The 25,522-nt window shown below is 67.0% G+C and carries 27 protein-coding genes; 8 read left to right on the top strand and 19 right to left on the bottom strand.

Annotated features, from left to right (window positions below):
* Positions 1-42 precede the first annotated feature (42 nt).
* Positions 43-939 (top strand): bestrophin family protein, encoded by an 897-nt coding sequence (locus tag LK533_RS02110; RefSeq protein ID WP_229361102.1) that lies wholly within the window; start codon positions 43-45, stop codon positions 937-939.
* Here LK533_RS02110 and LK533_RS02105 read toward each other — a convergent pair.
* Positions 936-1,343, bottom strand: a complete 408-nt coding sequence (locus LK533_RS02105) for a MerC domain-containing protein (RefSeq protein WP_229361101.1) — start codon at positions 1,341-1,343, stop codon at positions 936-938. The genes LK533_RS02110 and LK533_RS02105 overlap by 4 nt on opposite strands.
* A gap of 131 nt (positions 1,344-1,474) precedes the next feature.
* On the opposite strand from LK533_RS02105, the gene LK533_RS02100 reads away from it, so the two are divergent.
* Positions 1,475-2,284, top strand: a complete 810-nt coding sequence (locus LK533_RS02100; protein WP_229361100.1) for an SGNH/GDSL hydrolase family protein — start codon at positions 1,475-1,477, stop codon at positions 2,282-2,284.
* 13 nt (positions 2,285-2,297) lie between these two features.
* Here LK533_RS02100 and LK533_RS02095 read toward each other — a convergent pair whose 3' ends face one another.
* The 15 genes from LK533_RS02095 to LK533_RS02025 all read right to left on the bottom strand — a co-directional run bounded on the left by LK533_RS02095 (position 2,298) and on the right by LK533_RS02025 (position 13,795).
* The gene (locus LK533_RS02095; protein ID WP_229361099.1) at positions 2,298-3,311 is read right to left on the bottom strand and encodes an inorganic phosphate transporter; all 1,014 of its coding nucleotides are present in this window, start codon (positions 3,309-3,311) and stop codon (positions 2,298-2,300) included.
* A gap of 12 nt (positions 3,312-3,323) precedes the next feature.
* Complete coding sequence (locus tag LK533_RS02090) at positions 3,324-4,424, bottom strand: DUF47 family protein (protein ID WP_229361098.1); 1,101 nt, start codon at positions 4,422-4,424, stop codon at positions 3,324-3,326.
* A gap of 170 nt (positions 4,425-4,594) precedes the next feature.
* Positions 4,595-5,356: a MipA/OmpV family protein gene (locus LK533_RS02085; RefSeq protein WP_229361097.1), complete on the bottom strand. Its 762-nt coding sequence runs from the start codon at positions 5,354-5,356 to the stop codon at positions 4,595-4,597.
* A 128-nt stretch (positions 5,357-5,484) separates the two neighbouring features.
* Positions 5,485-6,561 (bottom strand): patatin-like phospholipase family protein, encoded by a 1,077-nt coding sequence (locus LK533_RS02080; protein ID WP_229361096.1) that lies wholly within the window; start codon positions 6,559-6,561, stop codon positions 5,485-5,487.
* Complete coding sequence (locus tag LK533_RS02075; RefSeq protein WP_229361095.1) at positions 6,548-6,796, bottom strand: glutaredoxin domain-containing protein; 249 nt, start codon at positions 6,794-6,796, stop codon at positions 6,548-6,550. The genes LK533_RS02080 and LK533_RS02075 overlap by 14 nt, the downstream gene beginning before the upstream one ends.
* Complete coding sequence (locus LK533_RS02070) at positions 6,793-7,353, bottom strand: hypothetical protein (protein WP_229361094.1); 561 nt, start codon at positions 7,351-7,353, stop codon at positions 6,793-6,795. Before LK533_RS02070 ends, LK533_RS02075 begins: the two co-directional genes overlap by 4 nt.
* An 11-nt stretch (positions 7,354-7,364) precedes the next feature.
* Positions 7,365-8,513: a zinc-dependent alcohol dehydrogenase gene (locus tag LK533_RS02065; protein WP_229361093.1), complete on the bottom strand. Its 1,149-nt coding sequence runs from the start codon at positions 8,511-8,513 to the stop codon at positions 7,365-7,367.
* Between the two features lie 108 nt (positions 8,514-8,621).
* Positions 8,622-9,089: a DUF2243 domain-containing protein gene (locus tag LK533_RS02060; RefSeq protein WP_229361092.1), complete on the bottom strand. Its 468-nt coding sequence runs from the start codon at positions 9,087-9,089 to the stop codon at positions 8,622-8,624.
* Positions 9,086-9,322, bottom strand: coding sequence for a hypothetical protein (locus LK533_RS02055; RefSeq protein WP_229361091.1), 237 nt, complete (start codon positions 9,320-9,322; stop codon positions 9,086-9,088). The genes LK533_RS02060 and LK533_RS02055 overlap by 4 nt, the downstream gene beginning before the upstream one ends.
* 53 nt (positions 9,323-9,375) lie before the next feature.
* Positions 9,376-10,257, bottom strand: a complete 882-nt coding sequence (locus LK533_RS02050) for a formate/nitrite transporter family protein (protein ID WP_229361090.1) — start codon at positions 10,255-10,257, stop codon at positions 9,376-9,378.
* Between the two features lie 2 nt (positions 10,258-10,259).
* Complete coding sequence (locus LK533_RS02045) at positions 10,260-10,931, bottom strand: HAD family hydrolase (RefSeq protein WP_229361089.1); 672 nt, start codon at positions 10,929-10,931, stop codon at positions 10,260-10,262.
* Between the two features lie 46 nt (positions 10,932-10,977).
* On the bottom strand, positions 10,978-11,835 hold the full coding sequence (locus LK533_RS02040) for a type 1 glutamine amidotransferase (protein ID WP_229361088.1): 858 nt from the start codon (positions 11,833-11,835) through the stop codon (positions 10,978-10,980).
* A 103-nt stretch (positions 11,836-11,938) separates the two neighbouring features.
* Positions 11,939-12,688, bottom strand: a complete 750-nt coding sequence (locus LK533_RS02035) for a DUF72 domain-containing protein (protein ID WP_229361087.1) — start codon at positions 12,686-12,688, stop codon at positions 11,939-11,941.
* Entirely contained in the window at positions 12,676-12,999 is a 324-nt protein-coding gene (locus LK533_RS02030; RefSeq protein WP_229361086.1) for a hypothetical protein, read from the bottom strand. Before LK533_RS02030 ends, LK533_RS02035 begins: the two co-directional genes overlap by 13 nt.
* 10 nt (positions 13,000-13,009) lie before the next feature.
* Positions 13,010-13,795, bottom strand: coding sequence for an SDR family oxidoreductase (locus LK533_RS02025; RefSeq protein ID WP_229361085.1), 786 nt, complete (start codon positions 13,793-13,795; stop codon positions 13,010-13,012).
* 164 nt (positions 13,796-13,959) lie between these two features.
* Between LK533_RS02025 and LK533_RS02020 the strand changes: the two genes are divergently transcribed.
* A complete protein-coding gene (locus tag LK533_RS02020; protein ID WP_229361084.1) occupies positions 13,960-14,229 on the top strand; it encodes a hypothetical protein in 270 nt (89 codons plus the stop codon).
* Positions 14,230-14,369: 140 nt separating this feature from the next.
* Here the strand turns inward: LK533_RS02020 and LK533_RS02015 are convergent, their stop codons facing one another.
* Positions 14,370-14,519, bottom strand: a complete 150-nt coding sequence (locus LK533_RS02015) for a hypothetical protein (RefSeq protein ID WP_229361083.1) — start codon at positions 14,517-14,519, stop codon at positions 14,370-14,372.
* 76 nt (positions 14,520-14,595) lie between these two features.
* Here LK533_RS02015 and LK533_RS02010 point away from each other — a divergent pair, with 76 nt between their 5' ends.
* On the top strand, positions 14,596-16,386 hold the full coding sequence (locus tag LK533_RS02010; RefSeq protein ID WP_229361082.1) for a thiamine pyrophosphate-requiring protein: 1,791 nt from the start codon (positions 14,596-14,598) through the stop codon (positions 16,384-16,386).
* Positions 16,387-16,407: 21 nt separating this feature from the next.
* Here LK533_RS02010 and LK533_RS02005 read toward each other — a convergent pair whose 3' ends face one another.
* Complete coding sequence (locus LK533_RS02005; protein WP_229361081.1) at positions 16,408-19,404, bottom strand: TonB-dependent receptor; 2,997 nt, start codon at positions 19,402-19,404, stop codon at positions 16,408-16,410.
* 292 nt (positions 19,405-19,696) lie between these two features.
* Positions 19,697-20,446 carry a FadR/GntR family transcriptional regulator gene (locus LK533_RS02000; RefSeq protein WP_229361080.1) on the bottom strand — a complete coding sequence of 250 codons (750 nt, stop codon included), beginning with the start codon at positions 20,444-20,446 and terminating at the stop codon, positions 19,697-19,699.
* Positions 20,447-20,653: 207 nt separating this feature from the next.
* Here LK533_RS02000 and LK533_RS01995 point away from each other — a divergent pair, with 207 nt between their 5' ends.
* Genes LK533_RS01995 through LK533_RS01980 form a run of 4 tightly spaced genes read left to right on the top strand, consistent with a single transcriptional unit; the run spans position 20,654 to position 25,512 of the window.
* On the top strand, positions 20,654-22,060 hold the full coding sequence (locus LK533_RS01995; protein WP_229361079.1) for a 3-keto-disaccharide hydrolase: 1,407 nt from the start codon (positions 20,654-20,656) through the stop codon (positions 22,058-22,060).
* Positions 22,061-22,074: 14 nt separating this feature from the next.
* A complete protein-coding gene (locus LK533_RS01990; protein WP_229361078.1) occupies positions 22,075-23,385 on the top strand; it encodes a Gfo/Idh/MocA family protein in 1,311 nt (436 codons plus the stop codon).
* Between the two features lie 4 nt (positions 23,386-23,389).
* Positions 23,390-24,235 (top strand): FAD:protein FMN transferase, encoded by an 846-nt coding sequence (locus LK533_RS01985; RefSeq protein WP_229361077.1) that lies wholly within the window; start codon positions 23,390-23,392, stop codon positions 24,233-24,235.
* Complete coding sequence (locus LK533_RS01980) at positions 24,232-25,512, top strand: Gfo/Idh/MocA family protein (protein ID WP_229361076.1); 1,281 nt, start codon at positions 24,232-24,234, stop codon at positions 25,510-25,512. The genes LK533_RS01985 and LK533_RS01980 overlap by 4 nt, the downstream gene beginning before the upstream one ends.
* Positions 25,513-25,522: the final 10 nt, after the last annotated feature.

The following is a 25,522-nucleotide window of genomic DNA, read 5'->3' as shown; positions in this document are numbered from 1 at the left end:
GGGGCATGGCAGAACCCGTCCTCTGCCCCTTGAGATGAACCGATGATCGTCCTTCCCCGCCCCACGCTCTTCGACGTCCTGTTCCGCGTCCGCGGCTCGATCATCCGCAGCATCGCCCCGCGCATGGCAGCGATGCTGCTCGTCTCCGTCGCGGCCGTGCTGCTGGCGGCGCACAACCCGCCGATGCTGGCCCAGCTCGGCGCAATCCCGTTCACGCTGATCGGCCTGGCGCTGTCGATCTTCATGAGCTTCCGCAACAACGCCTGCTATGATCGCTGGTGGGAAGGCCGCAAGCTGTGGGGGCAGCTGATCATCGAGGTGCGCAGCTTCGCGCGCCAGACCGCCCACCTCTCCACAGAGCTTCGCGAGCCGCTGCTCCTGGGCGTGATCGGGTTCAGCCACGGCCTGGCTGCCCGGCTGCGCGGCAAGGCGGAAGCACCGGTGATCGCGCGCTGGTGCGGCACAGGGGATTGGGAGGCGGTGCCGAACCCGACCGACGCGGCGCTGCGCGAGGTGGGCCGGCGCTGCAGCGCCCTTGTGCAAGACGGATCGCTCAGCGACATCCGCTATTCGGTGCTCGAACAGCCGCTGATCGGCCTCACCCGGGTGCAGGCCGGATGCGAGCGCATCAAGGCGACGCCGGTGCCCTATGCCTATTCGCTGCTGCTGCACCGGACGGCCTATACCTTCTGCCTGCTCCTGCCGTTCGCGCTGGCGAAGTCGCTGGGCTGGTGGACGCCGCTGGTGGAGCTGGTCGTCTGCTATACCTTCTTCGGGCTCGATACGCTGGGCGACGAGATGGAGGACCCGTTCGGCGAGGAGACCAACGACCTGCCGCTCGACGCGCTGGTCCGCACCGTCGAGCGCGAGCTGCTCGCGGCGCTCGGGCGCACCGAACTGCAGCCGCCGCTGATGCCCGAAAAGGCGCTGCTGCTTTAGCAGGCGAGCGGGACGCCTGGGCGACGCGTGCCGGCATTCCAGTTCAGGCCGTGTCCGATCGCCAGCAGCAGCGCGCCCGACGTACTCAGCGCCGCTTCCAGCCAGGCGCTGATGGGCAGGAATGCACCGGCCCCAAGCAGCGGCAGGCCGATTGCAGCGACGACGATCGGCATTGGATTACGATGGCGGCGAAAGCCTAGCCCCAGTGCGATGGCGCTGGTGGGCACGGCAAAGGCGAAGGCGAGCGCGTGGAAGCTTTCCGGCAGGGCCAGGAAGGCGGCGAGCATCGGCACGGCCACGATCAGCACCGGCAGCACCAGGCAATGGATCAGGCAGAGAAGCGAGGCGCCCATGGCGGCGCCATCGAGCCACTGCTGCCCACGTCCTGCAATCTGTTCGTTCATACGCCTGCTTTCACCCTGGTGCACGCCGCAGATGATATTTTGTATCATGAACGTCAAGGGCGCGATCCGGTTCCGGGCGATGTTGCGGATGGTTCGGCAGCCGTTACGCTGGCGCTGGAGAGGGAGAGACGATGAGCCACACGATCCTCCGGCGATCGGCGCTTGCCGCCACGACGCTGGCACTTGGCGCCTGCACGCATGGCCCGGTCACCACGCCGCTGCCGCCGGCGGCAGGCTATGTCGCGATGGGCAGTTCCTTTGCGGCAGGTCCCGGAGTTACGACGCCAGCCGATGCACCCGCTACGCGCTGTGGGCGGTCCCGCGACAATTACGCCCACCAGCTTGCCCGCAAGCGGGGGCTGACGCTGACCGATGTCACCTGCTCGGGCGCGACCACTGCGCATCTGCTCGGCCCCTGGAACGAGCTTGCGCCGCAGCTTGACGCGGTCACCGCCGACACGGCCCTGGTCACGGTGACGATCGGCGGCAACGATGTGAACTATGTCGGCAACCTGATGAACGCGTCCTCTGGCGGTACCGTCCAGCCCGCTACGCAAGACGCGTGGAAGCGGCTCGCCGGCAGCTTCGACCGGATCGCAGCAGAGGTCCGGCGCCGCGCCCCGAATGCGCGGCTGGTGTTCGTCGATTACATGAGCCTGCTTCCGGCCGGCTTGCCCTGCCCCGCGACGCCCGTCTCGGCGGAGCAAGCGGCAACCCTGCGGGCGATGGCGCAGCGGTTGGAAGCGGAGACTGCGGCTGCCGCAGCTCGGGCAGGCGCGGACCTGATCCGCGCCTCCGTCCTGTCCCGCAAGCATGACCCCTGTGCGGCAGAGCCCTGGGCGAACGGCTTTTCCGTCGCCAAGGGTGCTGCACCCTATCATCCCAATCTGGCGGGGATGACCGGGATTGCGGAGGCGCTCGACGCGCGCCTGCCGCGCTGAGCGCGGCTGCTTGTCAGAACAGCCGCGTCAGGAGGTAGAAGAGCGCGCCCACTGCCGCCGAGGCGGGAATGGTGATGATCCAGGCGACAACCACGCTGCTCGCCACGCCCCAGCGGACCGCCGAGGCGCGACGGGCGGTGCCGGCGCCGATGACCGCACCGGTGATGGTGTGGGTCGTGGACACCGGAATGCCGAGCAGCGAGGCAGAGAACAGGACGATCGAGCCCGCGAGCGAGGCGCTGAAACCCTGGTGCTGCGACAGCTTGGTGATGCGCGAGCCCATCGTCTCGATGATCTTCCAGCCGCCGGTCAGCGTGCCGAGCGCGATCGCGATGTAGCAGCTGATCGCCACCCAGTGCGGCACCTCGAACTCGCCCTGCAGATAGCCGGTCGAGTAGAGCAGCACCGTGATGATGCCCATCGTCTTCTGCGCGTCGTTCAGGCCGTGGCTGAGCGAATAGGCGCCGGACGAGACGAGATGCAGCGCCCGGAAGGATCGCTCTGCCCGGCGCGAGCTGGCGCGCGAGAACAGCCAGCTGGTCACCAGCATGACCAGCATCGCCAGGATCATGCCGATGGTCGGCGACAGGACGATGGCGATCAGCGTCTTGTTGAGGCCGGTCCACTGGATGCCGGTCATCCCGGCATGGGCGACGCCCGAACCGATCATGCCGCCGACCAGCGCATGGCTGGATGAGGACGGCAAGCCCTTCAGCCAGGTGACGACGTTCCAGAACATTGCACCGACCAGGGCGCCGAACACCACCGCCGGCGTGATCAGGTCCTTGTCGATCAGCCCTTGGCCGATGGTGTCGGCGACTTTGTGCAGCGCCGGAAAGGCGATGGTCAGAAAATAGGCCGCAAAGTTGAACACCGCGGCAAAGGCGACCGCATGGACCGGCTTCAGCAGCCGCGTCGCGACCACGGTCGCGATCGAGTTCGCCGCATCATGCAGGCCGTTCAGAAAGTCGAACGCAAGCGCGACCAGGATCAGGCCGACGAGCAGCGGAAAGGCGAGTTCGTGCATGGCAGCGGCGGATCAGGCGTGATCGACGACGATGCCGTCGATCTCGTTGGCGACATCTTCGAACGCGTCGACGATGCGTTCCAGATGCTTATAGATCTCGCGCTGGACGGAAAAGCGCAGCGCATCCTGCGGCCCGACGTCCTTGAAGGCGCGCTTGAGGCCGGCGGCGTGGATCTCGTCGGCATGGCTCTCCATGCGCACCAGTCGCTCGGTAAGCTCGTGCAGACGGCCCCCATTCGCACCCAGGTCGCGGAGCAGCGGCATGGCCTCTGCCGTAATGCGGGACGCGTCGACGATGATCGCCGCCATGTCCTTCATCTCCTGCTCGAAGTGCGTGACTTCGTAGAGGTCGATCGCCTGGACCGCCGCCTGCATCTCGTCGATCGCATCGTCCATCGAGCCGATCAGGCTGATGATCGCACCGCGGTCGAACGGGGTCAGGAAGGTTTCACGGACGGTGCGCAGCACCTCGCGAATGATGTCGTCGGCGTCGTGCTCGCGCTCGATCACCTCCTGGATATGGTCGCGGTTGCCGTCCTGCAGCAGCCGCGCCAGCGCGTCCGCGCCCGCCGTGATCGTCACGGCATGCGCCTCGAACATCTCGAAGAAATTCCCGGTCTTCGGAAGCAGCCGTTGAAACCATCCGAACATCTGATTCACCTTAGACTTGCCGGCCACCGCGCTGAACAGGTCGGTGCGCCGCATTGCTGCTTTCATTTTCGACGGGGCGAAGGAGCGGATCAGCTCTCCAAGGTCGGGCTCCTCAACCGCGGCAGCTGCCTCGGCCAGGCTGAACCAGCGACGCTCGCGCTGCGACTGCTCCTTCCACGTGTCGAGTTCCTGGCTCACGGCCAACGGGAACACATCCACGTCGATCATCAGCGAGGCGCCGTTGCGCCGCCGCTTGCGATAGCGATAGGACCCAAGCGAGGTCGGGCAGACGAGGCCGCGCACGCCGGCCTCCTCCTCCGCCTCGATCGCAGCCCCGCCGTGCGGGGTCGCGCCCTTGTCCAGATTCCCCTTGGGGATCACCCAGCGCTTGCTCTCGCGCGAGGTCACCAGCAGCACGCGCAGCGGCGCATCGATGGCAGAGCCCTCGGTGCGGTACGGCAAGGCGGCAATCTGGCGAATGAGACACTCCTGGGCGGGCCGCGCCCGTTACAATCCGTGCGGGTCCGGGCGCAAGCCAATCCGGATGCGCCCTGACAGGCTATTGTGAACGAACTGTGACGGTGGCCGTCCCATGCCGGGACCCGCGGATCCGGGCTTCACCGGCCCGCCACTCACCGGAAGGTGAAGCTGAGGGCGACGCCGCCCGACAGCTGATTGCGCGAGCCAAAGGCCCGAACGACTGGCGATCGACCGGCATCCGCCACCAGCCGATCATATTTGGCATAGCTGTAGAGGCCCCACCGCGGCGTGAGCTGATAGAGGAAGCCTGTGCCTGCCCCCACCGCCTGCAACCCGCCATCGGCCTTGTAGGCCGACAGGCCGCTGGCGGCGGCGCTGGCCGGGTCCACCCCGAAGTAGGCGCGGTGATAGCGATCATTGGTCAGGGTCACCCGGGGACCAATCGAAAAGAGCCATTGGTCGCGATCGCGCGCCACATAGTCCGCGCTGACGGTTCCGATCAGACCCTTGTGGCCGCCGATCCCCTGACGGACTTCGGTGCGAAGGCGCAGGGAGGGCGCGAGCTGATACTGGACGAAGCCGCCAAGCTCGACCGTGAAGCCGACCTTCGGCAGCAGCCCGTCCGTGTCCTTGCGCGACCGCTTGCCCTCCACGCCAAGCGCAGGCCCCAGCTGCCAGCCGTTGCTGCGCCACAGGATCGGCCCAGCGGCTTCGTCCGGAGCCTCGAAGGGAAAGGGCTCGTTCCCGCGGGTCCGCGCGATGTCGATCAGGGGGCGCAGGCGCATCGAGTCGGAGCCCGGGAAGCTGGGAACGAGTTGCGGCCCGAGCGCGATCCTGGTCCTGCTGCGGGTCCGGTCCTCCTCGGCGTCCTGGGCGAAGGCGGCGGAGCCGGTGGCAAGCAGGGCGAGCGACAACGCGCCTCCCGACCATCTGAGCGCGCTGCTGGACCGCATGAGTGCCACCGCCTCCCGACCTGTTCGATGCAACGTACCGACAAGAAGGCGGGAAGTACAACCAGGATGCGCCTGGGGCCTGAGTTGAACTACCCTACCCTGTTCGAAGGAGAACGAGGGTCCGAATAGACCGTGAGGCCGGGGCTTCCGGTGGGAACCTCCCCTCCCTTCAGACGACGGACCAGCGCCCGCCCATCCTCGCGGCCGCTGTTCCAGCGTTGCAGCACCGAGGCCGGCGAGAAGTCCATCGCCTTGCCGGCCACCTCCTGCTGCTGATCGGAGTAGGCGGTGGTGACAAGCGTCACCGAAGGCGATGCCTGAGGGTTGGAGGGGGGCACCTCCAACGCCTTTCGCCAGCGCGACAGGCTGCGCCGCGACTGGATGGCGAACGCCAGATCCTGCATGCGCCCGGCCACCTCACCCAGCGTTTTCGGTCGGTCGGACATGAGCGGCAACAGGTCGGACGCGATGCACAGCGTCGGCGCACGATCTGCGTCCGCCATCACCGGGTCGAGGGGGAGGTTCATGGCCAGGCCGCCGTCGCCGAGCAGCCGCCCGTCGACCTCCACCGCGGGATAGGCGGTGAGCAGCGCGGCGCTCGCACGCACCTGGTCGACGGCCAGTTCCTGCCGTGCCGTGTCCATCAGCACTTCGTCGCCGCTCTCGATGTCGACGGCGACTGCCGTGAAGCGCATGCCACCGCGGTTGAGCAGGTCGAAGTCGACGAGCTCGCACAAGGTCCCGCGAAGGGCGAGAGTATCATAGGCTGCTGGCGAGCCCGCGACCGGATCGTGCGCCCACCAGGTGCCGAACGAACCCAGCGGACCGAACAGGCCGGGCCGGCCGCCGAGCAGCGTTTCGACCACGGCACCGGTCCGGCGCCACCCCTCCGGCAGCACATCCCAGGGCATCGGCCAGCCGCCCTGCCCGTCGGCGGGACGCCAGAACTGGCGGAGCCGATCCAGCCGATCCTCCCGGCGGTTGCCCGCGATGATCGCACCGGTGATGGCACCGATCGAGGTGCCGACGATCCAGTCGGGCTCCACCTCCGCCTCGTGCAGCGCCTCATATAGCCCAGCGTGATAGGCGCCCAGCGCATTGCCACCGCCCAGCACCAGCACGACCTTCAGGTCGGCGGGTGCTCCGGTCAGGTCAGCGACTGGCAAGATAGCGTTCCAGGTCGTCGCTGCCGCCGATCCACTCGCCACCGATGAACACCTGCGGCGTGGTGTCGACGCCCTGCTCCTCCTTGTAGTCCTCGACTTCCTCGCGGGAGCGCAGGATGCGATCCTCGACGTCGTACCCACTGGCTTCCAGCAGCTCCTTGGCGCGGACGCCAAAGGGACAGGTGTGGTCCGGCAGGATCATCCGGACCAGCGTCGCCTTGCGATCGTCGTTCATAGTGCGCGCTCCGCAACTGCTTCATGAAAGGCCAGGCCGCTGGCGGTGCCGGGCGGCAGTGCATGCTCCGGCTCGGATCGGCGCGACCGGCGGGACCAGGCGAACACCGCAGCGCCCAGCACCGCGATCACCGCCGCCTTCTTGGCGACCCCTGCGCGATTGTGGCGCAGTTCGGACCGCATGCCCATTTCGGCCGGGATGTTCGGGACCTTGCCGCGGCTAAGGTCGCTAACGACCCCCTCGACCACGTTCAGCCGGTCCGCACCCATCAGCAGCAGCCAGTGCCACCAGTCGGATTCGCTGCGGCGAAACGCGACGCGGCGGATCATGCCGCTCAAGCCCGAAGGCGGCGTAGAGGTGCCGACCACCGCGGGCAGCCGGTTGTGCTCGATCGATTGCAGCACCTCGACATCGGGGTGCTGCTGCGCCGGGCGGTTCCAGGTGAGGCCGCGCGTCTGGTTCTCGATGTGACGGATCGGATAGGTCGGGTCGTTCTCGGGATCGGCATCCACGCCCCAGCCCGGGATCGTGGCCGTATCGACAAGCGCCTTGGTCATGATGCGCTCCTTCAGGCTTTGTTGGGGATCAGGACGGGCTTGATGCAGCCGTCCAGCTTGGCCGAGAAGATGTGGTAGGCGTCTGCCACATCCTCGAGCGGCACGCGGTGGGTGATCATCTCCTTGGGATTGATCCGCCCTTCCTTTATGTGTTCGATCAGGCGCGGGAGCAGCCGCTTCACCGACGCCTGGTTGGCGCGGATGGTGATGCCCTTGTTCACGACGTTGCCGATCGGGACGATGTTGCCGGTCGGGCCATAGACGCCGACGATCGAGACGATGCCGCCCTTCTTCACCGAGTTGATCGCCCAGTGCAGCGCGATGGCGTTGCCGGCCTCCAGCTTGAGCTTGGTGCCGAGCAGCCATTGCGGCGCGTTGCCCGACGCATCGCCGCCCACCGCGTCGATGCAGACATCGGCGCCGAGCGAATCCGTCTGCTTCTTGAGGAAGACGACCACATCGTCGATCTCGCGGAAATTATAGACTTCGGCATTGGCGAACCGCTGCGCAAACTCCAGCCGATACTCCTGGCAGTCGATGACGATCACGCGTCCGGCGCCGAACAGCCAGGCGGACTTGGCGGCCATCAGCCCCACCGGACCGGCGCCGAACACGACGACGGTATCGCCGCGCTGGATGCCGCCCATCTCGGCGGCCTGATAGCCGGTCGGCACCACGTCGGTCAGGAGCACCGCATCGTCCGGGTCCATCCAGTCCGGGATCACCGTCGGGCCGACATCGGCATAGGGCACGCGGACATATTGCGCCTGACCACCGTCATAGCCGCCGGCGGTATGCGAATAGCCATAGATGCCGCCGACCGCCGTCGCCTGGGCATTGGATTCGTGGCAGTTGCCGAACAGCCCCTGCTGGCAGAAATGGCACTTGCCGCAGGCAATGTTGAAGGGGACCAGCACATGGTCGCCCACCTTCAGGTTGCGGACTTCGGGTCCCACCTGCTCGACGACGCCGCAGAATTCGTGGCCAAAGGTCATGCCGACGCGCGTGTCCGGCACCATGCCATGATAGAGATGCAGGTCGGAGCCGCAGATGCACGAGCGCGTCACCCGAACAATCGCGTCCTCGGGGTGGAGGATCACCGGCATCGGCTTTTCATCGGCGCGGACTCGATAGGGGCCGCGGTAGTTCATCGCCAGCATCGTCAAGCTCCTCGCTGCGCCAGGCACCGAAAATGCCAGCGGTTTCGATCGTTCCCGGTGGCAACGCCGCCAATGCCGAAGCGTTGCGTTACCGGCCCTGATAATCCGCTAACCTGAGTTACCTTTGGGCCGCCGGCACAGCCACCCGCCGCCGCCGAGCATCGCTGCTCCCCATAGCAGGAACAGGCCGTCCCACACCGACAGGCCCGCCGGTTCATAGACGTGGTGGAGTTGCAGCAGGTGGTGATCGATCACCCCTTCGACGAGGTTGAAGAGGCCCCAGCCGATCAGCAGCCCCCCCACCAGCAGGCGCCCCGACAGGTCGGCGCCGGGCCGCCGGGCAGCCCGCCAGAGCAACGCGATGCCGATCGCCGTGATCGTCCAGACCCCCGCGTGAAAGACGCCGTCCCAGACCATGTTGACCTTGGCGCCGATGTAATCGGTGTTGGGAACACGCGCCGACAGCATGTTGTGGAACTGCAGGATCTGGTGGAACAGGATCCCGTCCACAAAGCCCCCCATGCCCATGCCGAGCGCCAGGCCGGCGGCGAGCAGCGGACGACGGTTCGCGATCATGGCTGCGACCTTTCACCAGGCTCCCGCAGGACGAGTGCGACGAGGGCGAGCAGGAACAAGAGCGGCAGCACGACCGCGCAGGCATTCCACCACAGGTCCGGGCTCAGCAGGCGTTCGCGTACCGATACCGCCTGGGGCGAATGACACAGGGTGCAGGCAAGTGCCGGCGCCGGAGGCAGCGACGCGAGCGCAGCGACGCCGATCCACCCCATTTGCTTGGACGCAGTTTGCATCCCCTGCAGACGCCCGCGCAGCCGGCAGGTTCCAGCCGTTGCGGCAACGCGGATCAGGCGTCGCCTTCGGGATCGATCTCGCCGGCCACCTGGCCATGGGCGAGCACGGCGAACAGGCCGGTCCCGCCGATGATGTTACCCGCCAGCGACGGCAGGATCAGCCCGCCGAGGGCCGTGGACAGGCCGGTCTCGCCTTGCAGCCAGAGCAGCCAGGCCTCTCCCGATCCGGCAACGACATGGCTGAACCCGCCGAGCGCGATGACATAGGTGATCATCACGATCACCCAGAACTCGCTCCCTTTCGCATTCGGGAGGATCCAGGCGATGGACGCGACCAGGAACCCGGCAGGCATGCCCAGCATCAGTGTGGTCAGCGGATCATGTTTGAGCACCGCGCGGGAGACTTCCAGCACGGCCGAGTGCTGCTCCGGTCCGACGATGATCTGGCCCCAGACCAGAAAGGCCACGAACAGCGTGCCCGCCAGGTTCGCCAGGAACACCGCAGCCCACAAGCGGAGCAATCGTCCGAAGTTGCGCGCCGTCGGGTGGGTCGCAAGCGGCAGTACGGCCGTCACCGTGTTTTCGGTGAACAGCTGCAGATTGCCCAGGATGACGATGACGAACCCGACCGAATAGCCGAGCGAAGACACGAGTTCGGCCCAGGGTGCGTCCGGCAGACGGGCGTGCAGAAATGCCTCGGCGAGAACTGAGGCGCTGATCGCAACGCCCGCGGCAAAGCCGGAAAACAGCAGCGACGCAAGCGGTCGGCCAAGCTCCTCATCCCCCTGGAGGCGGATGACCTCATGCACCACCTTGGCCGAGCCCGGCCGAAGGTCGTCTACGGTATCCTCTTCGGTTTCGGACAGGCCTTCGACCGGCTCGTCCTCATGCGCCGCCTTCGCCTGCGCATCGTCGCCATCGGAGCGTGCAGCCATCGTCAGCCTCCCAGAGGTGAGCGGTCATAGTCCGCAAGCAGCGCTGCGGCGTCGTCGTAGAGCGCAACGGCGCCGGCATCGAGGAGCACCGCGTCGGGGAACTTGCCGGAGCGAAGCGCCACCGCCGCAATCCCGCATGCCGCCGCAGCCTCGACATCAAAGGGGCTGTCGCCGACCACCAGCACTTCGTCGGGCGTGAGCGGCGCCACCTTCTTCAACGCAGCCCGGAACACGTCGGGCGCAGGCTTGGTGTGTTCCACATCGTCCGAGCTGGTGGTCGCATCCACCAGCTCGCGCGCGTCGAGCATGTCGAGATAATGATCGACCTCTGCGGCCGATGCGGAGGAAGCGAGCACCACCGTCTGCCCCGCGGCGTGCACTCGGGCGAGCAGATCATGCGCGCCCGGGAACGGCTTGACCTGCTGGAGAAGCTCGCCCTTGAACAGCGCGCCATGCGCTTCGCCCAGCCGTTCCATCAGTTCGGCGTCGGCGTCGGCATCGGGGATCAGGGTCGGGACCAGCATGTCGGTACCCTTGCCGATCTGGCTGTGGATGGTCGCGCGATCGAAGCGCGCGCCGATGCTGGCAAAGGCGTGCTCCCAGGCGAGCACGTGCAGGTCGTTGCTGTCGACCAGCGTGCCGTCGACGTCGAAGAAGATGGCTCGGATACCCATGGTCACGCGATCCTTGTGCAAGAGGGCCGGACGGCCATGTGGCAAGCTAGGCCCGGCCGCGTGCCGAGCATGTGGGCAACACCAGATGCGTGAGGAAGTTGCGCAGCTCCGTCATGCGCTGCATCGGGTCTGTCACCTGCTCGTTGAGGCCGAGCCGCCAGGCCAGGTCGGGCCGCTCCGGTTCCTGGTGCAGAGCCTCCACGACGGCGGCGTGAGTCGCCACGTCCAGTTCGTCGCGGGCGAGGCCGTGCTCGATCAGGTCTTCGGCCTGGCGGCGGAGCGCGGCGGCTACTTCGCGCAGCGAAATTTCCGGGTGATATTGCACGCCCCAGAAGATGCCCTGGTCATGGCGGATCTCGGCGGCCTGGACCTGAGTCACCGAGTTTGACGCCAGCAGCCGGGCGCCCTGTGGAAGCGTCGCCACCTCGTCGGTGTGAACAGCCGGCGCGTCGAACACGGGCGGACGACCATCGAGCAGGGGGTGGCCCTCCCCCGCCGCCTGGCGCGCGATGCGGCGGGCGAACCCGGCTTCGCGGCGCTCGTGCATCGCCCGCACGCTTCCGCCGGCGGCGACTACCGCCACCTGAAGCCCGGCGCACGAACCGAAGGACGGCGTGCCGGAGCGGAACACCGCCTGCATGAACGCCACTTCGCGCCGGGTTTCCGGCGTTTCCTCATAGAGATGCAGCGGCGAGCCGGTCAGGAACACCGCGTCATAGCCCTCCAGCCCGGCTGCATCCGGGACGCGGCTGTCGCGATCGGCCGGCTTCACCCGGTCGCAAGTCGCGTCCGGGGCCAGTTCGCGCAAACGCTTGAGAAAGGTTTCGCCGGAGCTGCGGCCGACGCTTTTGCGGCGCTTTTCGCGAGCTTCGGGCGGTTCGCTTTCGGCAACAAGGATCCGCATGCACGCTCGTATCTGAGAGGAAAGCTGCCGCCGGCCGGAACGGCCTGGCGGATGGGGAGCGACTGAAACGTCAGGAATACCAGATGGTTGCTGCCATCGTCCGTTATCGCGCGGCAGCGTCCAGTTGCCCGGCCAGTTCGAGCGCGTTCGCCAGCGCCGCACCGGACGCGGTGTTGTCGAAGATCGTCCAGCATTCGACACCGCGAGCGCGCGCGACTGCGAGGGCATCCTGCTGGCGGGCGAGCGCATCGGCGTCGTAGGACGAGCGGTAGATCACCGGCGACCCGTGCAGCCGGAAATAGGCCAGCCCCGGCCAGCCACCGGGCACGGCGGCGCGAGGATCGATCGCGGGATCGGCCGCGACCCGCGCAACCTGATGCTCGGCGAGCAGCGCCTCGGCGTCGTTCTCGAACCAGCTGATGTGCCGGAGCTCGCAGACGATCGACGGACCAAGCCGCTGCGCGATGTCGCAAAAGGCACGCGCCGCCATGTCCGCGTCGAAGGTGAGGCTCGGCGGCAGCTGTACCAGGGTCGGACCGCGCGTTTCGCCCAAACCGGCGACCTCCTCGGCGAAGCGCATCAGCAGGTCGCCATAGCCGATCAGTTTGTGCTGGTGCGTGATCGTCTTGGGCAGCTTGACCGAGAAGCGGAAGTGCGGCGGCACGCTTGCCGCCCAGCGCGCATAGGTCGTCGGCCGGTGGGGGCGATGGAAGCTGCTGTTGATCTCCGCTGCGTCGAACCGCCGGGCATAGCGCTGAAGATGTGTGCCCTCCCCCGGCACTTCGCCCGCGACGTCGCGCGGGATCGACCAGCCGGCGGTCCCGATCCGCGACGTCGCGCCTACAGCGTCCATATGCGGGTGCAGCGGATCAGGATCTCCTCCTGCGCGAAGCGGCCTTCCAGGGCACGGCGATAGCCATCCCACCAGTCGCGATCGATGGTGTCGGCCATCACCTCGGCGGTGATCACCTGGTCCCGCGCAGTGGCATCGCCGTCCGTCCAAAGCCCTTCGGCGGGATTGCGCCGGAACAGCGTGACACCGCCGAATGCGTCCACAAGCTCGTCGCGCACCCGGTCGAACATCGCGCGTTCGAAGGGCGCACCGTCGTTCGAGGCGGTCGGCAGGAACAGCTCGACCAGCCAGCGGCCCGGCAGATCGTCCATCCGCTGCGCCCTAGCCGACAAGCAGCGACTCGGCGCCGTCGATCCAGACCGGCGTCCCGGTGATGTGCCGTGCGCGATCGGAGAGCAGGAAGAGCACCAGGTCGGCCACGCCATCGGCGGTGCCGGGCTCGCCGTCGGTGAGCGGGATCTTGCCTTCGGGATATTCCACCGGCTCGCCTGCAATCTCGGGATCGCGGTGGGTGGTGCTGTCCTCGATGTTGGTCTCGATCTTGCCGGGGCAGACCACGTTCACCCGGATGCGGAACTTGGCGAGTTCGAGCGCCAGCATCTTGGTCATCGCGACCTGGGCGGCCTTGGTGCAGCTATAGGCCGTGGCGCCGGCGTTGGAAAAGATGCGGGTACCGTTCACCGAAGCCGTGATGACGATCGCGCCACCGCCTGCGCGCTTCAGATGCGGGACCGCATGGTGCAGCGTCAGATAGGTACCGCGCAAATTGGTGTTGACCGTGCGGTCCCACTCGTCCGGGGTGAGCTCGTCGATCGGCGACCACACGCCGTTGATGCCGGCGTTGGCGAACACATGGTCGATCCGGCCAAAGTTGCCCGCCAGCTCTCCGACCGCCTGCTCGACCTGTTCCGCGTTCGATACATCAGCGACGAGCGCCAACGCCCGCCCGCCCTGCGCCTCGATTTCGCGCACGACCTGCTCGGCGTCCTCCGGCGTGTGGGTCAGGACTCCCACGGCACAGCCTTCTGCGGCGAGGCGCAGCGCAGTCGCCTTGCCGATCCCGGAGCCCGCACCCGTCACCAATGCCACCTGTTCGGAAAAGCTCATGCCGCAGGTCCTTTATGTCACCGTCGCTCTGAACGATCGTTGCCGTGCTTCTTTCCCGGGCTTGACGACCATGAGGAAAGTTGCGCAGCCGGAACCAAGTGCGATGCGGGAGGTTGTTCGTCCCAGCCTTCGCACAAGCGAACCACAAAGGGGTGATACACATTATGAAGAAGCTTTTTACGCTCGGCGTCGCCGCCGCACTGACCACGCTCGCCGCCTGCAACAACAGCCCGCGCGAGCAGGCTGCCGACAACATCGAGGCGAATGCGGAAGCGGCTGCGGACAATCTCGAGGACGCCGCGGACGATGCGGGCACCACCGCGACCGAGCAGAGCCTGGAGAATCAGGCGGACGCCACGCGCAACGCCGGTGACCTGCAGGCGGACGACATGCGCACCAACGACCCCGACACGAACCTGTCGAACGGCATCTAAGCCGGACCGACAGGCCGCTGCTGCACGGCGGCAGCGGATGGAGAGGGCGCGCGTCGCGAGACGGGCGCCCTTTTCTTTGGTTCAGCGGCCGGCCAAACCCCGGCCGGACCGCAACGCCGAGCGGGCGTGGCGACGGCGGATCACCAGGTCGTGGCGGTGCGCAGGCTGATGGTACGCGGCGCCAGGCTGTAGAGGCGCCGTTCGCCGAAGCTGCTGGAAGACAGGTGGATCGGCGCCACCGCGTCCAGCGCATCGGCGACGACCAGCCCCAGCGACCGCCTCTCGGGCAAGGAAGTCTGCGTCCGGTGGAGCGTCTGACCGGCTCGGGACGTTGGTGATGCCAAACGACTGACAGCAGGATTTCCGATGTCCCAGCGCACCAGTGACTTCTTCGTCGAACGCCTGAAAGCCTGGGGCGTGACGCGGATCTACGGCTATCCGGGCGATGGCATCAACGGCGTGCTGGGTGCGCTTCAGCGCGTCGAGGGGACCGACCGAGGTATCGAGTTCATCCAGGTTCGGCACGAGGAGATGGCCGCCTTCATGGCCACGGCGCACGCGAAGTTCACGGGCGAGCTGGGTGTGTGCCTGTCGACCGGCGGGCCGGGCGCGACCCACCTCATTACCGGACTGTACGATGCAAAGAGCGACCATGTCCCCGTGCTCGCCATCGCCGGCCAGGCGGAAGCGACGGTGCGAGGCGCAAGCTATCAGCAGGAGCTCAACCTCGACCGCATCTTTGCCGACGTCGCCGACTTCGTGCAGGAAGCGACGGCACCGGCGCAGCTGCGCCACCTTGTCGATCGCGGCTTGCGAGTGGCCAAGGCGCGCAACGGCGTGACGGTGCTGATCCTGCCCAAGGATGTGCAGGACGAGCCCTGGGAGGAACCCAAGCGCGCCCATGGCTTCACGCGTTCGGGTCCCGGCTATACCGCACCGCGGATCGTGCCGCACGACACGGACCTGCGCCGTGCCGCCGAGGTGCTGAACGCCGGACGCAAGGTCGCCATCATCATCGGCGCAGGCGCGCGGGACGCGGCGGACGAGGTCGTGGCGGTCGCCGAGCGGCTGGGGGCGGGTGTCGCCAAGGCGCTCCTCGGCAAGGACGTGCTCCCCGACGACCTGCCCTTCGTCACCGGCGCGATCGGCCTGCTCGGGAGCAAGCCCTCGTCCGACATGATGGAAGGCTGCGACACGCTGCTGATGATCGGCACCGGCTTCCCCTGGGCCGAGTTCCTTCCCGTCGACGGGCAGGCCCGTGCCGTCCAGATCGACATCGCGCCGGAGATGCTGGGCCTGCGCTATCCGGTCGAAGTGAACCTGCACGGCGACGCGGGGGAGACCCTGCGGGCACTGCTGCCGATGCTCCAGCGCCAGCAGGATCGGGCGTGGCAGCAGGAGCTGGTCGCCGGGATGGAGGAATGGCGCGAAACGCTCAAGGGGCGGGCCATGGCCGACGCCTCCCCCGTCAATCCGCAACGCGTCGTGTACGAGATGTCGCCGCGGCTTCCGGACGATGCGATCGTCACGTCCGATTCCGGGTCCTGCGCGAACTGGTACGCCCGCGACTGGCAGGTGAAGCGCGGCCAGCGCGGCTCCCTGTCGGGCGGCCTCGCCTCGATGGGCGCCGCCGTTCCCTATGCGATCGCCGCCAAGTTCGCGCACCCGACCCGGCCGGTCGTTGCCCTGGTCGGCGATGGCGCGATGCAGATGAACAACATGGCCGAGCTCATCACCATCCAGAAATACTGGCAGCAATGGGCCGATCCGCGCCTCGTCGTCTGCGTCTTCAACAACGAGGACCTGAACGAGGTGACCTGGGAACAGCGGGTCATGGAGGGCAATCCCCGCTTTCCCACGACCCAGTCGCTGCCCGACGTGCCCTATGCGCGTTTTGCCGAGATGCTGGGACTGACCGGCATCTTTGTCGACAATCCCGACGATCTAGGGCCCGCCTGGGATCGCGCGATCTCCGCCGGACGGCCGGTCGTGCTTGAGGTGAAGACGGACGCCAATGTCGCACCCCTGCCCCCGCACGTCACGCTGGAGCAGGCGAAGGCGTTCCTGTCGTCGATGGCCAAGGGCGACCGCGGCGCAGCCCAGGTCGTCGCCGACACGGCGCGGCAACTGGTCGGAGGGCTGCGCGAACGGCTCTGATCCCCCAGCAAGCGCGAGGGCTCAGAACTGGACGTTGACGGCCAGGGCGAAGGTGCGCCCGAAATAGGCGGTGTACAGCGGATCCTTGCGAGCAGTGTCGACGGTGAGCCGATTCGTCTCGTTGGTGATGTTGGACACCTCCGCGATCAGCTTGATGGTGTCGTTGATGTTGTAGGAGGCGGACGCGTCCACGAAGATCGAGCTGGCGTTCGCGGTCGAATCCGCATCGACGGACCCGCTCGGCACGGCCGTCAGGAACGACGAACGATAGTTCACGGTCGAGCGGATGCTGAACTTCTTGTCCTCATAATACAGCGTTCCGCTTGCCGTCTCCGGCGACAGGCCGACGAGCGGCGCCGTGCGCGAGAGCTCGGGAGAGATGATATAGTCGATGTTCGACCGCACCCGGGTGAAGTTGGCAAGCGCACCGAAGTTGCTGAGCGCGCCGGGCAGGAAGCGGAACGGCATTTGCACGTTCAGTTCGAAGCCGCGAAGCGGGCCGCCCGGCGTGTTGTTGCTGCGCTGAACGGTGAACAGGTCCGTTGGGCGCAGCTGGGTCCCGGTCAGCAGTGAAAGCGGCAGGCCGATGTCCTGGAACGCGACCTGCTGGCTGGTCGTCTGGATGTAGGTCTCGATGTCCTTGAAGAAATAGGCGACCGAGATCAGCGAGCCCGGTGCGAAATACCATTCCAGCGACGCGTCAAAGGTGTTGGCGCGGATCGGCTCCAGGAACGGATTGCTGAACGAAGCCGTCTGGATGACGAGGTTGGCAGACCCCGCGGGGATCAACTGGCCATAGGACGGCCGCGACATGACTCGCGCGGCTGAAAAGCGCGCGATCAGTTCGGGCGTGATATCCACCGCCACGTTCAGCGCCGGCAGCCAGTCTTCATAGCTGCGCCGAACATCCGTGATCTCGAAGCGCGACGCGTAGAGCGAGCCGGCCGGGTTCGCGGTCGTGATCGGGCCATAGGTATCGAGGTCGGTGTGCACATAGCGCACGCCCGCGTCCCCGCGGATTGCGAAGGGCAGGCTGTCCTCGGTGTTGAACTTGAACATGAGATAGGCGGATTTGTACTTCTCGTTCACCCCGCCATAGGTGCCGCGGGCACATTCCAGGTTGCAGTAGACATAGTCGTCCAGGCCGACCGCCTCCCGGAACCTGTCGGGATCGATGGAGACGAAATCCTGCAGCTGGCCGTCGAGATTCTTGCCGACGCCGCTCGTCACAAAGGCGAAGTCGGCAACGGAGACACCGGCCGGTAACGCCAGCGGCGTCGTGGTGCCGAGCTGCCGCTCGCGCGCCGTATAGCGGTTGGTGCGATACTGCCCGCCGACCTGCACCGTGAAGTTTGGCGCCGCCTCCCATTCGCCATTCAGCTCGAAGGTCTTGCTGACGATACGGTTGCGCCGGATGAAGTTCGACAATTGCCCGCGCTGGTCGCCGTTCGCGAGCGGCGGGCCATATTGGAACAGCGCTGGATTGGTCGTGTCGATGCCGTAGGTGATCTTCGGGATGTCGGGATTGTCCCGGAAGTCGATCGAGAAGTCGCGCGTGTCGTTCGAGTCGATGGCGACCTGAAGCCGATCGACATCCAGCAGCGACTCGTTGATGCCGGCCAGGCCGTAGATGCGGAAACTGTCCGAGAACCGATGATCGATGTTGAGGTTCACCTGCCGGAAGGTGGAGGTGAAGTGCTCGTCCTGCATCTCGGAGCGCAAGTCGACGCCATCGAACAGGCCGTGGATCAGGGAGCCATTGTCGTCGACCTCGATCTCGCGAACGGAGGTCAGCGGCTGGCCGTTGTTGGAGATGGCGCGGCCGAACGATCGCGCATCGAAATAGGTGTCAAGACGATCCACCTTGAAACGCGAGTAGAGACCGTCGACCGAGATGTCGGTCCGGTCGCTCGGCTTCCATTGCAGCGTCAGCGTCCCGGCGATGCGTTCCTGCTGCTGGCTGCTCTTCACCGGCCGCGGCAGCCGCGGCAGATAGACGCCGCCACCCGGACGGCCGTTCACCCCGGTCCGGCTCATGATATAGTCATACGCCTCGATCGTACCGGTGCGGGGATTGCCGGTGCTGCAGTTGGCGGCGTCGGCACCGATCGCGACGCCGTTCGGCTGGGTATAGCCGGGTATCGGGCTTGTCGCTGGCGAACCGTTGAAGGAGTAGCCGATCGGCGTGCAGAAGGGGAAGATCACACCAGCGTTGGGCGTGCCCGCGGGTTGCGCCTGCCCATAGACCGTGGTCGGCACCACATCGACCGCGGAATAGGCATATTCCTCGATGTTGCGCTTGGAATAGGCGATGCTGCCGAGGACGCCGAACGTGTCTCCGAACTTTTTCGACACCAGCGCCGACAGGCGCGGATCGGCTTTTTTGCGAATATCGTTGTAGATGCCGCGCGCCGTGCCGGTGACGACGAGGTCGTCGCCGCGTTGATCGAACGGCTTGGGTGCGCGCAGGTCCACCGTCGCCCCCAGCGACCCCTCCTCGACGTCGGCAGACAGCGTCTTGCGCACCGACAGGGCGGAAAAGATCTCGGTCGGAAAGGTCACGAAGTCGAAGGAGCGCCCGGACGCTACGCCGCCGCGGATGTCGCTGCCGCTGACCTGGGATACGCCTTCCATGCCGTTGATGCGCACGCGGGTGAACTGTGCGCCCAGGCCACGAACCGAGATGTTGCGCCCTTCGCCGCCGTCGCCCCGCGACAGGGCCACACCGGGGATGCGCTGCATGGATTCGGCCAGGTTGGAATCCGGGAACTTGCCGATGTCCTCGGCAACGATGCTGTCGATTGCCGCGGTCTCATTGCGCTTGGCGTTGAGCGCACTGGTCAGGGAGGCGCGGAAGCCGGTGACGACGATCTCGGTCGCCTGCGAGTCTTCGGTGCGCGGCTGGGGAACCTGCGCGGGGGCCCCGGTTTCGTCCACCTGGGTTGCCTCGGGCGTGCCCGCCGCGTTCGTCCCCTGCCCTGCGGAGGCGGTGTCACCGGCCTGTGCCCGCGCCTCCACGCCTGCTGTCGCAAGCGGAACGAGGAGACTGGTCGAGAGGAGCCAAGGATATCTGTTGCCGCGAATGAACCTCACGCCGCCTCTCCCGATGTGCCCGGCATCCTTGCTGGACGCCTTTGGCAGTGATGTGCCGTTGCACGGCATCTATCTTGCTGTCGGGTAACACTGCGGAAGCTGTAAGACAATAGATCGCGGGTGGTCCGGCACTACAGCCGCAGTCAATCTGTTCGGTGTCTAGGTAATTAGCCTGTAGTTGTAAGCGCTTCAGCCATCAAAGCGGCTGCAACAAGCGTCAGACTGCGCGGCGAGCGAAGGCGCGACGTCGCTGCGCGGTCTCCGCGCGGGCGCGTTCGACCGCCTCGGTTTCGTTCACGTGCAGCAGGTGGTCGATGACCCGCGACAGGTGATCGCGCATGGCGAGTCGCGCCTCGGCCGGGTTGCGTGCTTCCAGCGCGGTCAGGATGCGACCATGCTCCTCAAGCCGCTCGACGGTGCCCAGGCTCCCCGCCTTGCGCAGCACCTCGCGCGCCAGGGGCGAGCGGAAGCGCAGGTCCCAGAAATCGGTCACGGCAGAGATGATCACTGCGTTGCCTGTCGCCTCCGCGATGCCGATGTGGAACCGCCGATCGGCGTCCTCGGCGGCGGCGACGTCTTCCTGCGCCATGTCGTTCAGCGCCTCACGAAGCTGCGCCAGCTGGGCGTCGTCGATCTCGGTCGCCGCCACCGCAGCGACTTCCCCTTCGACCAGGCGCCGCGCCTCGATGATCTCGAACGCACCCAGGTCATATTCCTCGCTCGCTTCATCGGTCGTCGAAGCGAGGACGAACACGCCCGAACCTTTGCGCGACTGGACCAACCCCTGCATTTCCAGGGCGATCATCGCCTCGCGGATGGTCGGGCGGCTGACGCCAAAGCGTTCGGTGAGGTCGCGCTCCGGCGGAAGCCGGGATCCGATCGGGAACACGCCCGCGCTGATGTCTGCGATGATGGCCTGCACGATCTTGCGATACAGCTTGCCGCCCGTGTTGCCCGACATGGTCATTCCCGATCCTCAACGCACGCGATCCTCTACCGCGTAATTCCGGCCATTCTGGAAGAAACGCTTCGCGTCAACCGTTGGTCCGACGATCCCAAAGGAGTTCCCTGACAAATGTCAGGCAGCCTATTGCAAGAGGCCCGACAAGCTTTTACGCCTGTGGCACAAGGCACGCGGCGGAGATCGACGTGTCCGGAGAGGATGATGGCGGGAATGAGCGCAAGTCAGGCCGCGTCGAACGGGGCCTCCGGCCGCAAGCTGGTCAAGGCTGTTCTTGCCGCCACGGCTGCGTTGCTGATCGGCGCGGCGCCTCCTCCGCCCGCGCTTCAGGCCGAAACCGCCGTTCCCTGGCAGGACATCACGCCGCGCGCCGGGCTTCAGGGCTGGCACAGCACCGGCGGCAAGGCGACCTATACGGTGACCGGCGGTGAACTGATCGGCCGTGCGGCACCGGGCAAGACCAACAGCTGGCTCGTCTCGGACGCCAGCTATGGCGACTATATCATGGAGTTCGACGCCAGGACGGACCCCCTGCTAAATTCGGGCGTGATGGTGCGCGGGCAAAGCCGGCCGGACTATCGCGACGGCGTCGTGCACGGCTACCAGGCGGAGATCGACCCGTCCGCGCGGCGGTGGAGCGCGGGCCTGTATGACGAGCAGCGCCGCCTCTGGCTGTACACGCTGGGCCGCAACGAGCCCGCGCGCGGCGCTTTCCGCTCGGGCGACTGGAACCACTATCGCATCGAGGCGGTCGGAAACCGCTTACGCACCTGGATCAACGGCGTTCCCGCGGCCGATGTGGTCGACGACGCCGACGCACGGGGCTTCATCGCCTTTCAGGTGCATGCCATTCCGGAGGATCAAGCCCGCAAGGGGCCGGAGGTGCGGTTCCGAAACGTCCGCGTGATCACCCAGACGCCTGCACGCTACGTCCTGCCCGAAACCCCGCTCGAGCAGCAGGGCTGGCTCGCCAACCAGCTGAGCCCGGGCGAGCGCAAGGCCGGCTGGACCCTGCTGTGGGACGGCCAGAGCCCCAAGAACTGGCGCAGCGCCAAGGGCGACGCTTTCCCGGCAACGGGCTGGACCATGGCCGACGGCGCGCTGTCGGTCATGGGTGGTGGCGGGGACATCGCCACCGAAACCGCGTTCCGCGACTTCGAGCTGTCGGTCGACTATCGGCTCACTCCCGGAGCCAACAGCGGCATCAAATATCGCGTCGCGCCGGGCACCGGCTCGATCGGCCTCGAATATCAGCTGCTCGACGATGCGCGCCATCCGGATGCGAAGCTCGGCCGCGACGGCAATCGGACGCTTGCGGCCCTTTACGACGTGATCGCCCCGCAGAACCTGCTCGACCCGCCGAACCCGGGCAAGCGCATCAACCCGCCGGGCGAATGGAACCGCGCCGTCGTCGTGGTGCGCGGCAACCATGTCGAACATTGGTTGAACGGCTTCAAGATGGTCGAGTTCGAGCGGGGATCGCCCGAGTTCCAGCAGGCCGTGGCGCAGAGCAAGTTCGCGAAAGAACAGGGCTTTGGCACTTGGGCGCAGAGCCCGATCCTGTTGCAGGACCATGGCGATCGGGTGGACTTCCGCTCGATCAAGATCCGCCAGTTCTAGGTTCGGGGAGAAGGATGTTGGACCGTCGTACGATGATCAAAGGCGCCGGCGCCACGGCGGGCCTGGCGATGTCGGCGCGCAGCTATGCGCGGATCCAGGGTGCGAACGATCGCATCCATGTCGCGGTGGTGGGCGTGAACGGACGCGGACAGGCGCATGTGAGTGCCTTTTCCAAGGTCCCCAACGTCACGGTCACCCACATCGCCGACTGCGACAGCGCCGTGCTGGCCAAGCGTGCCGCCGATTTTGGCGGACGGGGTGTCCCGGTGAAGACGGAACGGGACTATCGCCGCCTGCTCGACCGCAAGGTGGTGGACGTGGTCACCGTCGCCACCCCCGACTTCTCGCATGTGAAGGTCGCGACGGACGCGATGGACGCGGGCCACCACGTCTATTGCGAAAAGCCGGTCGGCATCGCCCCTGCCGAGGGAGAGGCGATGATCGCGATGCAGAAGCGCACCGGCCGCACGCTGCAGATCGGCAACCAGCAACGCTCCAGCCCGGAGACGCGCCAGCTTGGCGACATCATCAAGGCGGGCGAACTCGGCCACGTCTATGAAGCGCAGGCCTGGTACGGCATCGCCCGCAAACCGATCGGCCGCGGTCGGCCCGTGCCGCCGCCCGCCAATCTCGACTGGGATCTTTGGCAGGGGCCGCGCCCCCGTGCCGCCTATCGCTCCAACCTCGTCCCCTACAATTGGCACTGGGTCTGGCAGTACGGCACCGGAGAGATCTGCAACAACGCGATGCACGAGATCGATGTCGCGCGCTGGCTGATGGGCCTGGCCTATCCCCGGCAGGTGATGGCACGCGGCTCGCGCCAGTTCTTCACCAACGACGACTGGGAAATGTACGATACCATGGCGCTCGACCTCGCCTATGAGGACGGCCGCATGATCCGCTGGGACGGACAAAGCGGCAACGCCATGCCGCGGTTCGGTCGCGGCCGCGGCGTGCTGCTGCTCGGCACCAAGGGGGCGGCGGTAGTCGATCGCAACGGGTTCGAGCTCTACGACCGGGAAGGCAAGCAGACCCGCGTCGTCAATGCCGCAGCGACGTCGGAAACCACCGGGACGGTCGGCGAAGGTGTCCTGGACGTCTATCATGCGACCAATCTCGTCGATGTGATCCGCGGCAAGGCGACGGCGCTCCACTCGCCCATCCAGGAGGGGCATATCAGCACCACCATCTGCCACCTGGGCAACATGGCCTATCGCACCGGCGAGGCGCTCACCATCGACGCGGCGACGGGCAAGCCGTCGAGCGCAGAGGCGATGAAGCTCTGGACCGTCGCCTATGAACCGGGCTGGGAGTTGAAAGCCTGAGCCGATGATCGCCGAGGCCGGGATCGAGCGGTTCGCCGCGATGGGCACGCGTGTCGAGCTCCACCGGTTCGACGGGAGGACCGATGATGCGCTTGCCGCCGCGCGCCGGGCGATCGAAGCGGTGGATGACGCGCTGACGATCCACCGCCCCTCCCCCGCCACCGCATTGAACGAGGCGCTGCTGGCCGGCCGCCCCGCCGTGATCGAGGACACGCTGCTGTTCGAGGCGCTGGAGGCGGCGGCCGACGGACATGCCGCAACGGACGGGCTGTTCGATATCGCCGCCGACGGGCGCACCAGGGCGAACTGGAGTCTGGTCGAGCTGGACCGGCGGGCGCGGCGGATCGCGGTGCAGCGGCCGGTTGCCTTCGACTTCGGCGGCCTGGGCAAGGGGCTCGCACTGGACCGGGCGGTGGCGATCCTGCGCGCGGCGGGTGTCGGCTCGGCGCTGCTCACGCTGGGCGAGAGTTCGATTGCGGTGCTGGGCGAGCATCCCCTCGGCGGCGGCTGGCCGTTCGCCATCCCGCACCCGGACGATCCCGATGAAGAGCTGCTGACGGTGGAGCTTCGCGACCAGGCGCTTTCGATCTCGGCGACCGTCGGCGCCGGCACCCGCGCACCAGAACGCGCCGCCATTACCCGGCCGCACACCGGTACCGCCGTCGCCGCGCCCCTGTGCGCCGTGGCGGTGGAGCCGACAGGCGCCCTTGCCGAAGTGATGAGCACCGCCCTGATCGCCGCCGACGAGGATGCCGCGGCGCGCCTCCTCCGCGGACGGGCAGGGTCCCGCTTCCGCTTCGACCTGGCCTCAACTGCCCAATCTTCCGTCGCAGGGACCCTTGCTGCATGACCGACCAGAGCTTTGATCTTTCCCGTCGGTCGTTTCTGGATCGGGTGCTGGCGGCCACGGCGGCCGCCGGGGTTGCGAGCGCGGCGCCCTGGGCTGTCACTGCCGCCGAGGCGGCGTCCGCAGGCTCCCCTGTTGCCGCCGCGGGGGATCGGGTCCGGCTGGGCGTCCTCGGCACCGGCGACCGCGGACGCGCGCTGATCCGCAACATCGCCAAAACCCGCACCTGCACGGTCGCGGCAATCTGCGACGTTTACCCGCCCAACCTGGCCAAAGGTCGCGAGATCGTCGGCGCGGGCGTCCCTGCCTTTGCCGACCACCACGCGATGCTGAATGCCGGCGGCCTGGACGCGCTGGTGATCGCCACGCCGCTCGACCTGCACGCGCGCCACACGGCCGATGGCTTCGACGCCGGGCTGCACGTCTGGTGCGAAAAGGCGATGGCCCGCACGATCGCCGATTGCGGCGCGATGGTCGCCGGGTCGAAAGCCGCGGGCAAGGTCCTGCAGATCGGCCACCAGCGCATGTTCCACCCCACCTATCTCAACGCCCTGAAGCGAGTGAAGGCGGGCGAGATCGGTACGGTTACCCAGATCCGCGCCAGCTGGCATCGCAACAACAGCTGGCGCCGCCAGCTTCCAGCCGGTGCCGAGGACCGCAACATCAACTGGCGACTGTATCGCGACCGTTCGGCCGGGCTGATGACGGAATTGGCCACGCACCAGCTGCAGGTCGGCAACTGGTTCCTGGACGCGGTGCCGACCCGCGTCATCGGCTCGGGCAGCGTCTGCTTCTGGAAGGACGGGCGCGAGGTCTACGACCATGTCGCGCTGATCTATGAATACAGCGGCGGGCGGAAGTTCATCTACACCTCGCTGCTCAACAACGCGCGCTATGGCTGCGAGGAGCAGATCCAGGGCAGCAAGGGAACGATCGAGCCCGAGCTGGGACGCATCTATGCGGAGGTGCCGCCCAAGGTCCTTGCCCTCCAACGAATGCACCAGGACGTCGCCCGCGGGCACAAGCGAACGGTGCCAATCGGTGGGGCAACCTGGTTTCCGGAACTGCCCGTCACCACGCCGGGCGAGTCCCTGGGATGGGGGGAATATGACGAGACGATGCTCCAGTTTGAAGGCTTTGCCGAGGCGGTGCGCTCCGGCAGGCCGCTGCCGGGCCTGCTCGCACAGGCCTATCAGGCAAGCGTCGCCTCGCTGCTCGGCGAACAGGCGATGGATCGTGGCCAGGCGATGAGCTGGCCAACCGATCTGGTCTCCGTCTGATCCTCCTACC

Origin of the sequence: Sphingomonas sp. PL-96, from assembly GCF_020707215.1 — a bacterium.
Lineage (GTDB): Bacteria > Pseudomonadota > Alphaproteobacteria > Sphingomonadales > Sphingomonadaceae > Sphingomonas.
This window is presented reverse-complemented; position numbering and strand designations above follow the sequence as displayed.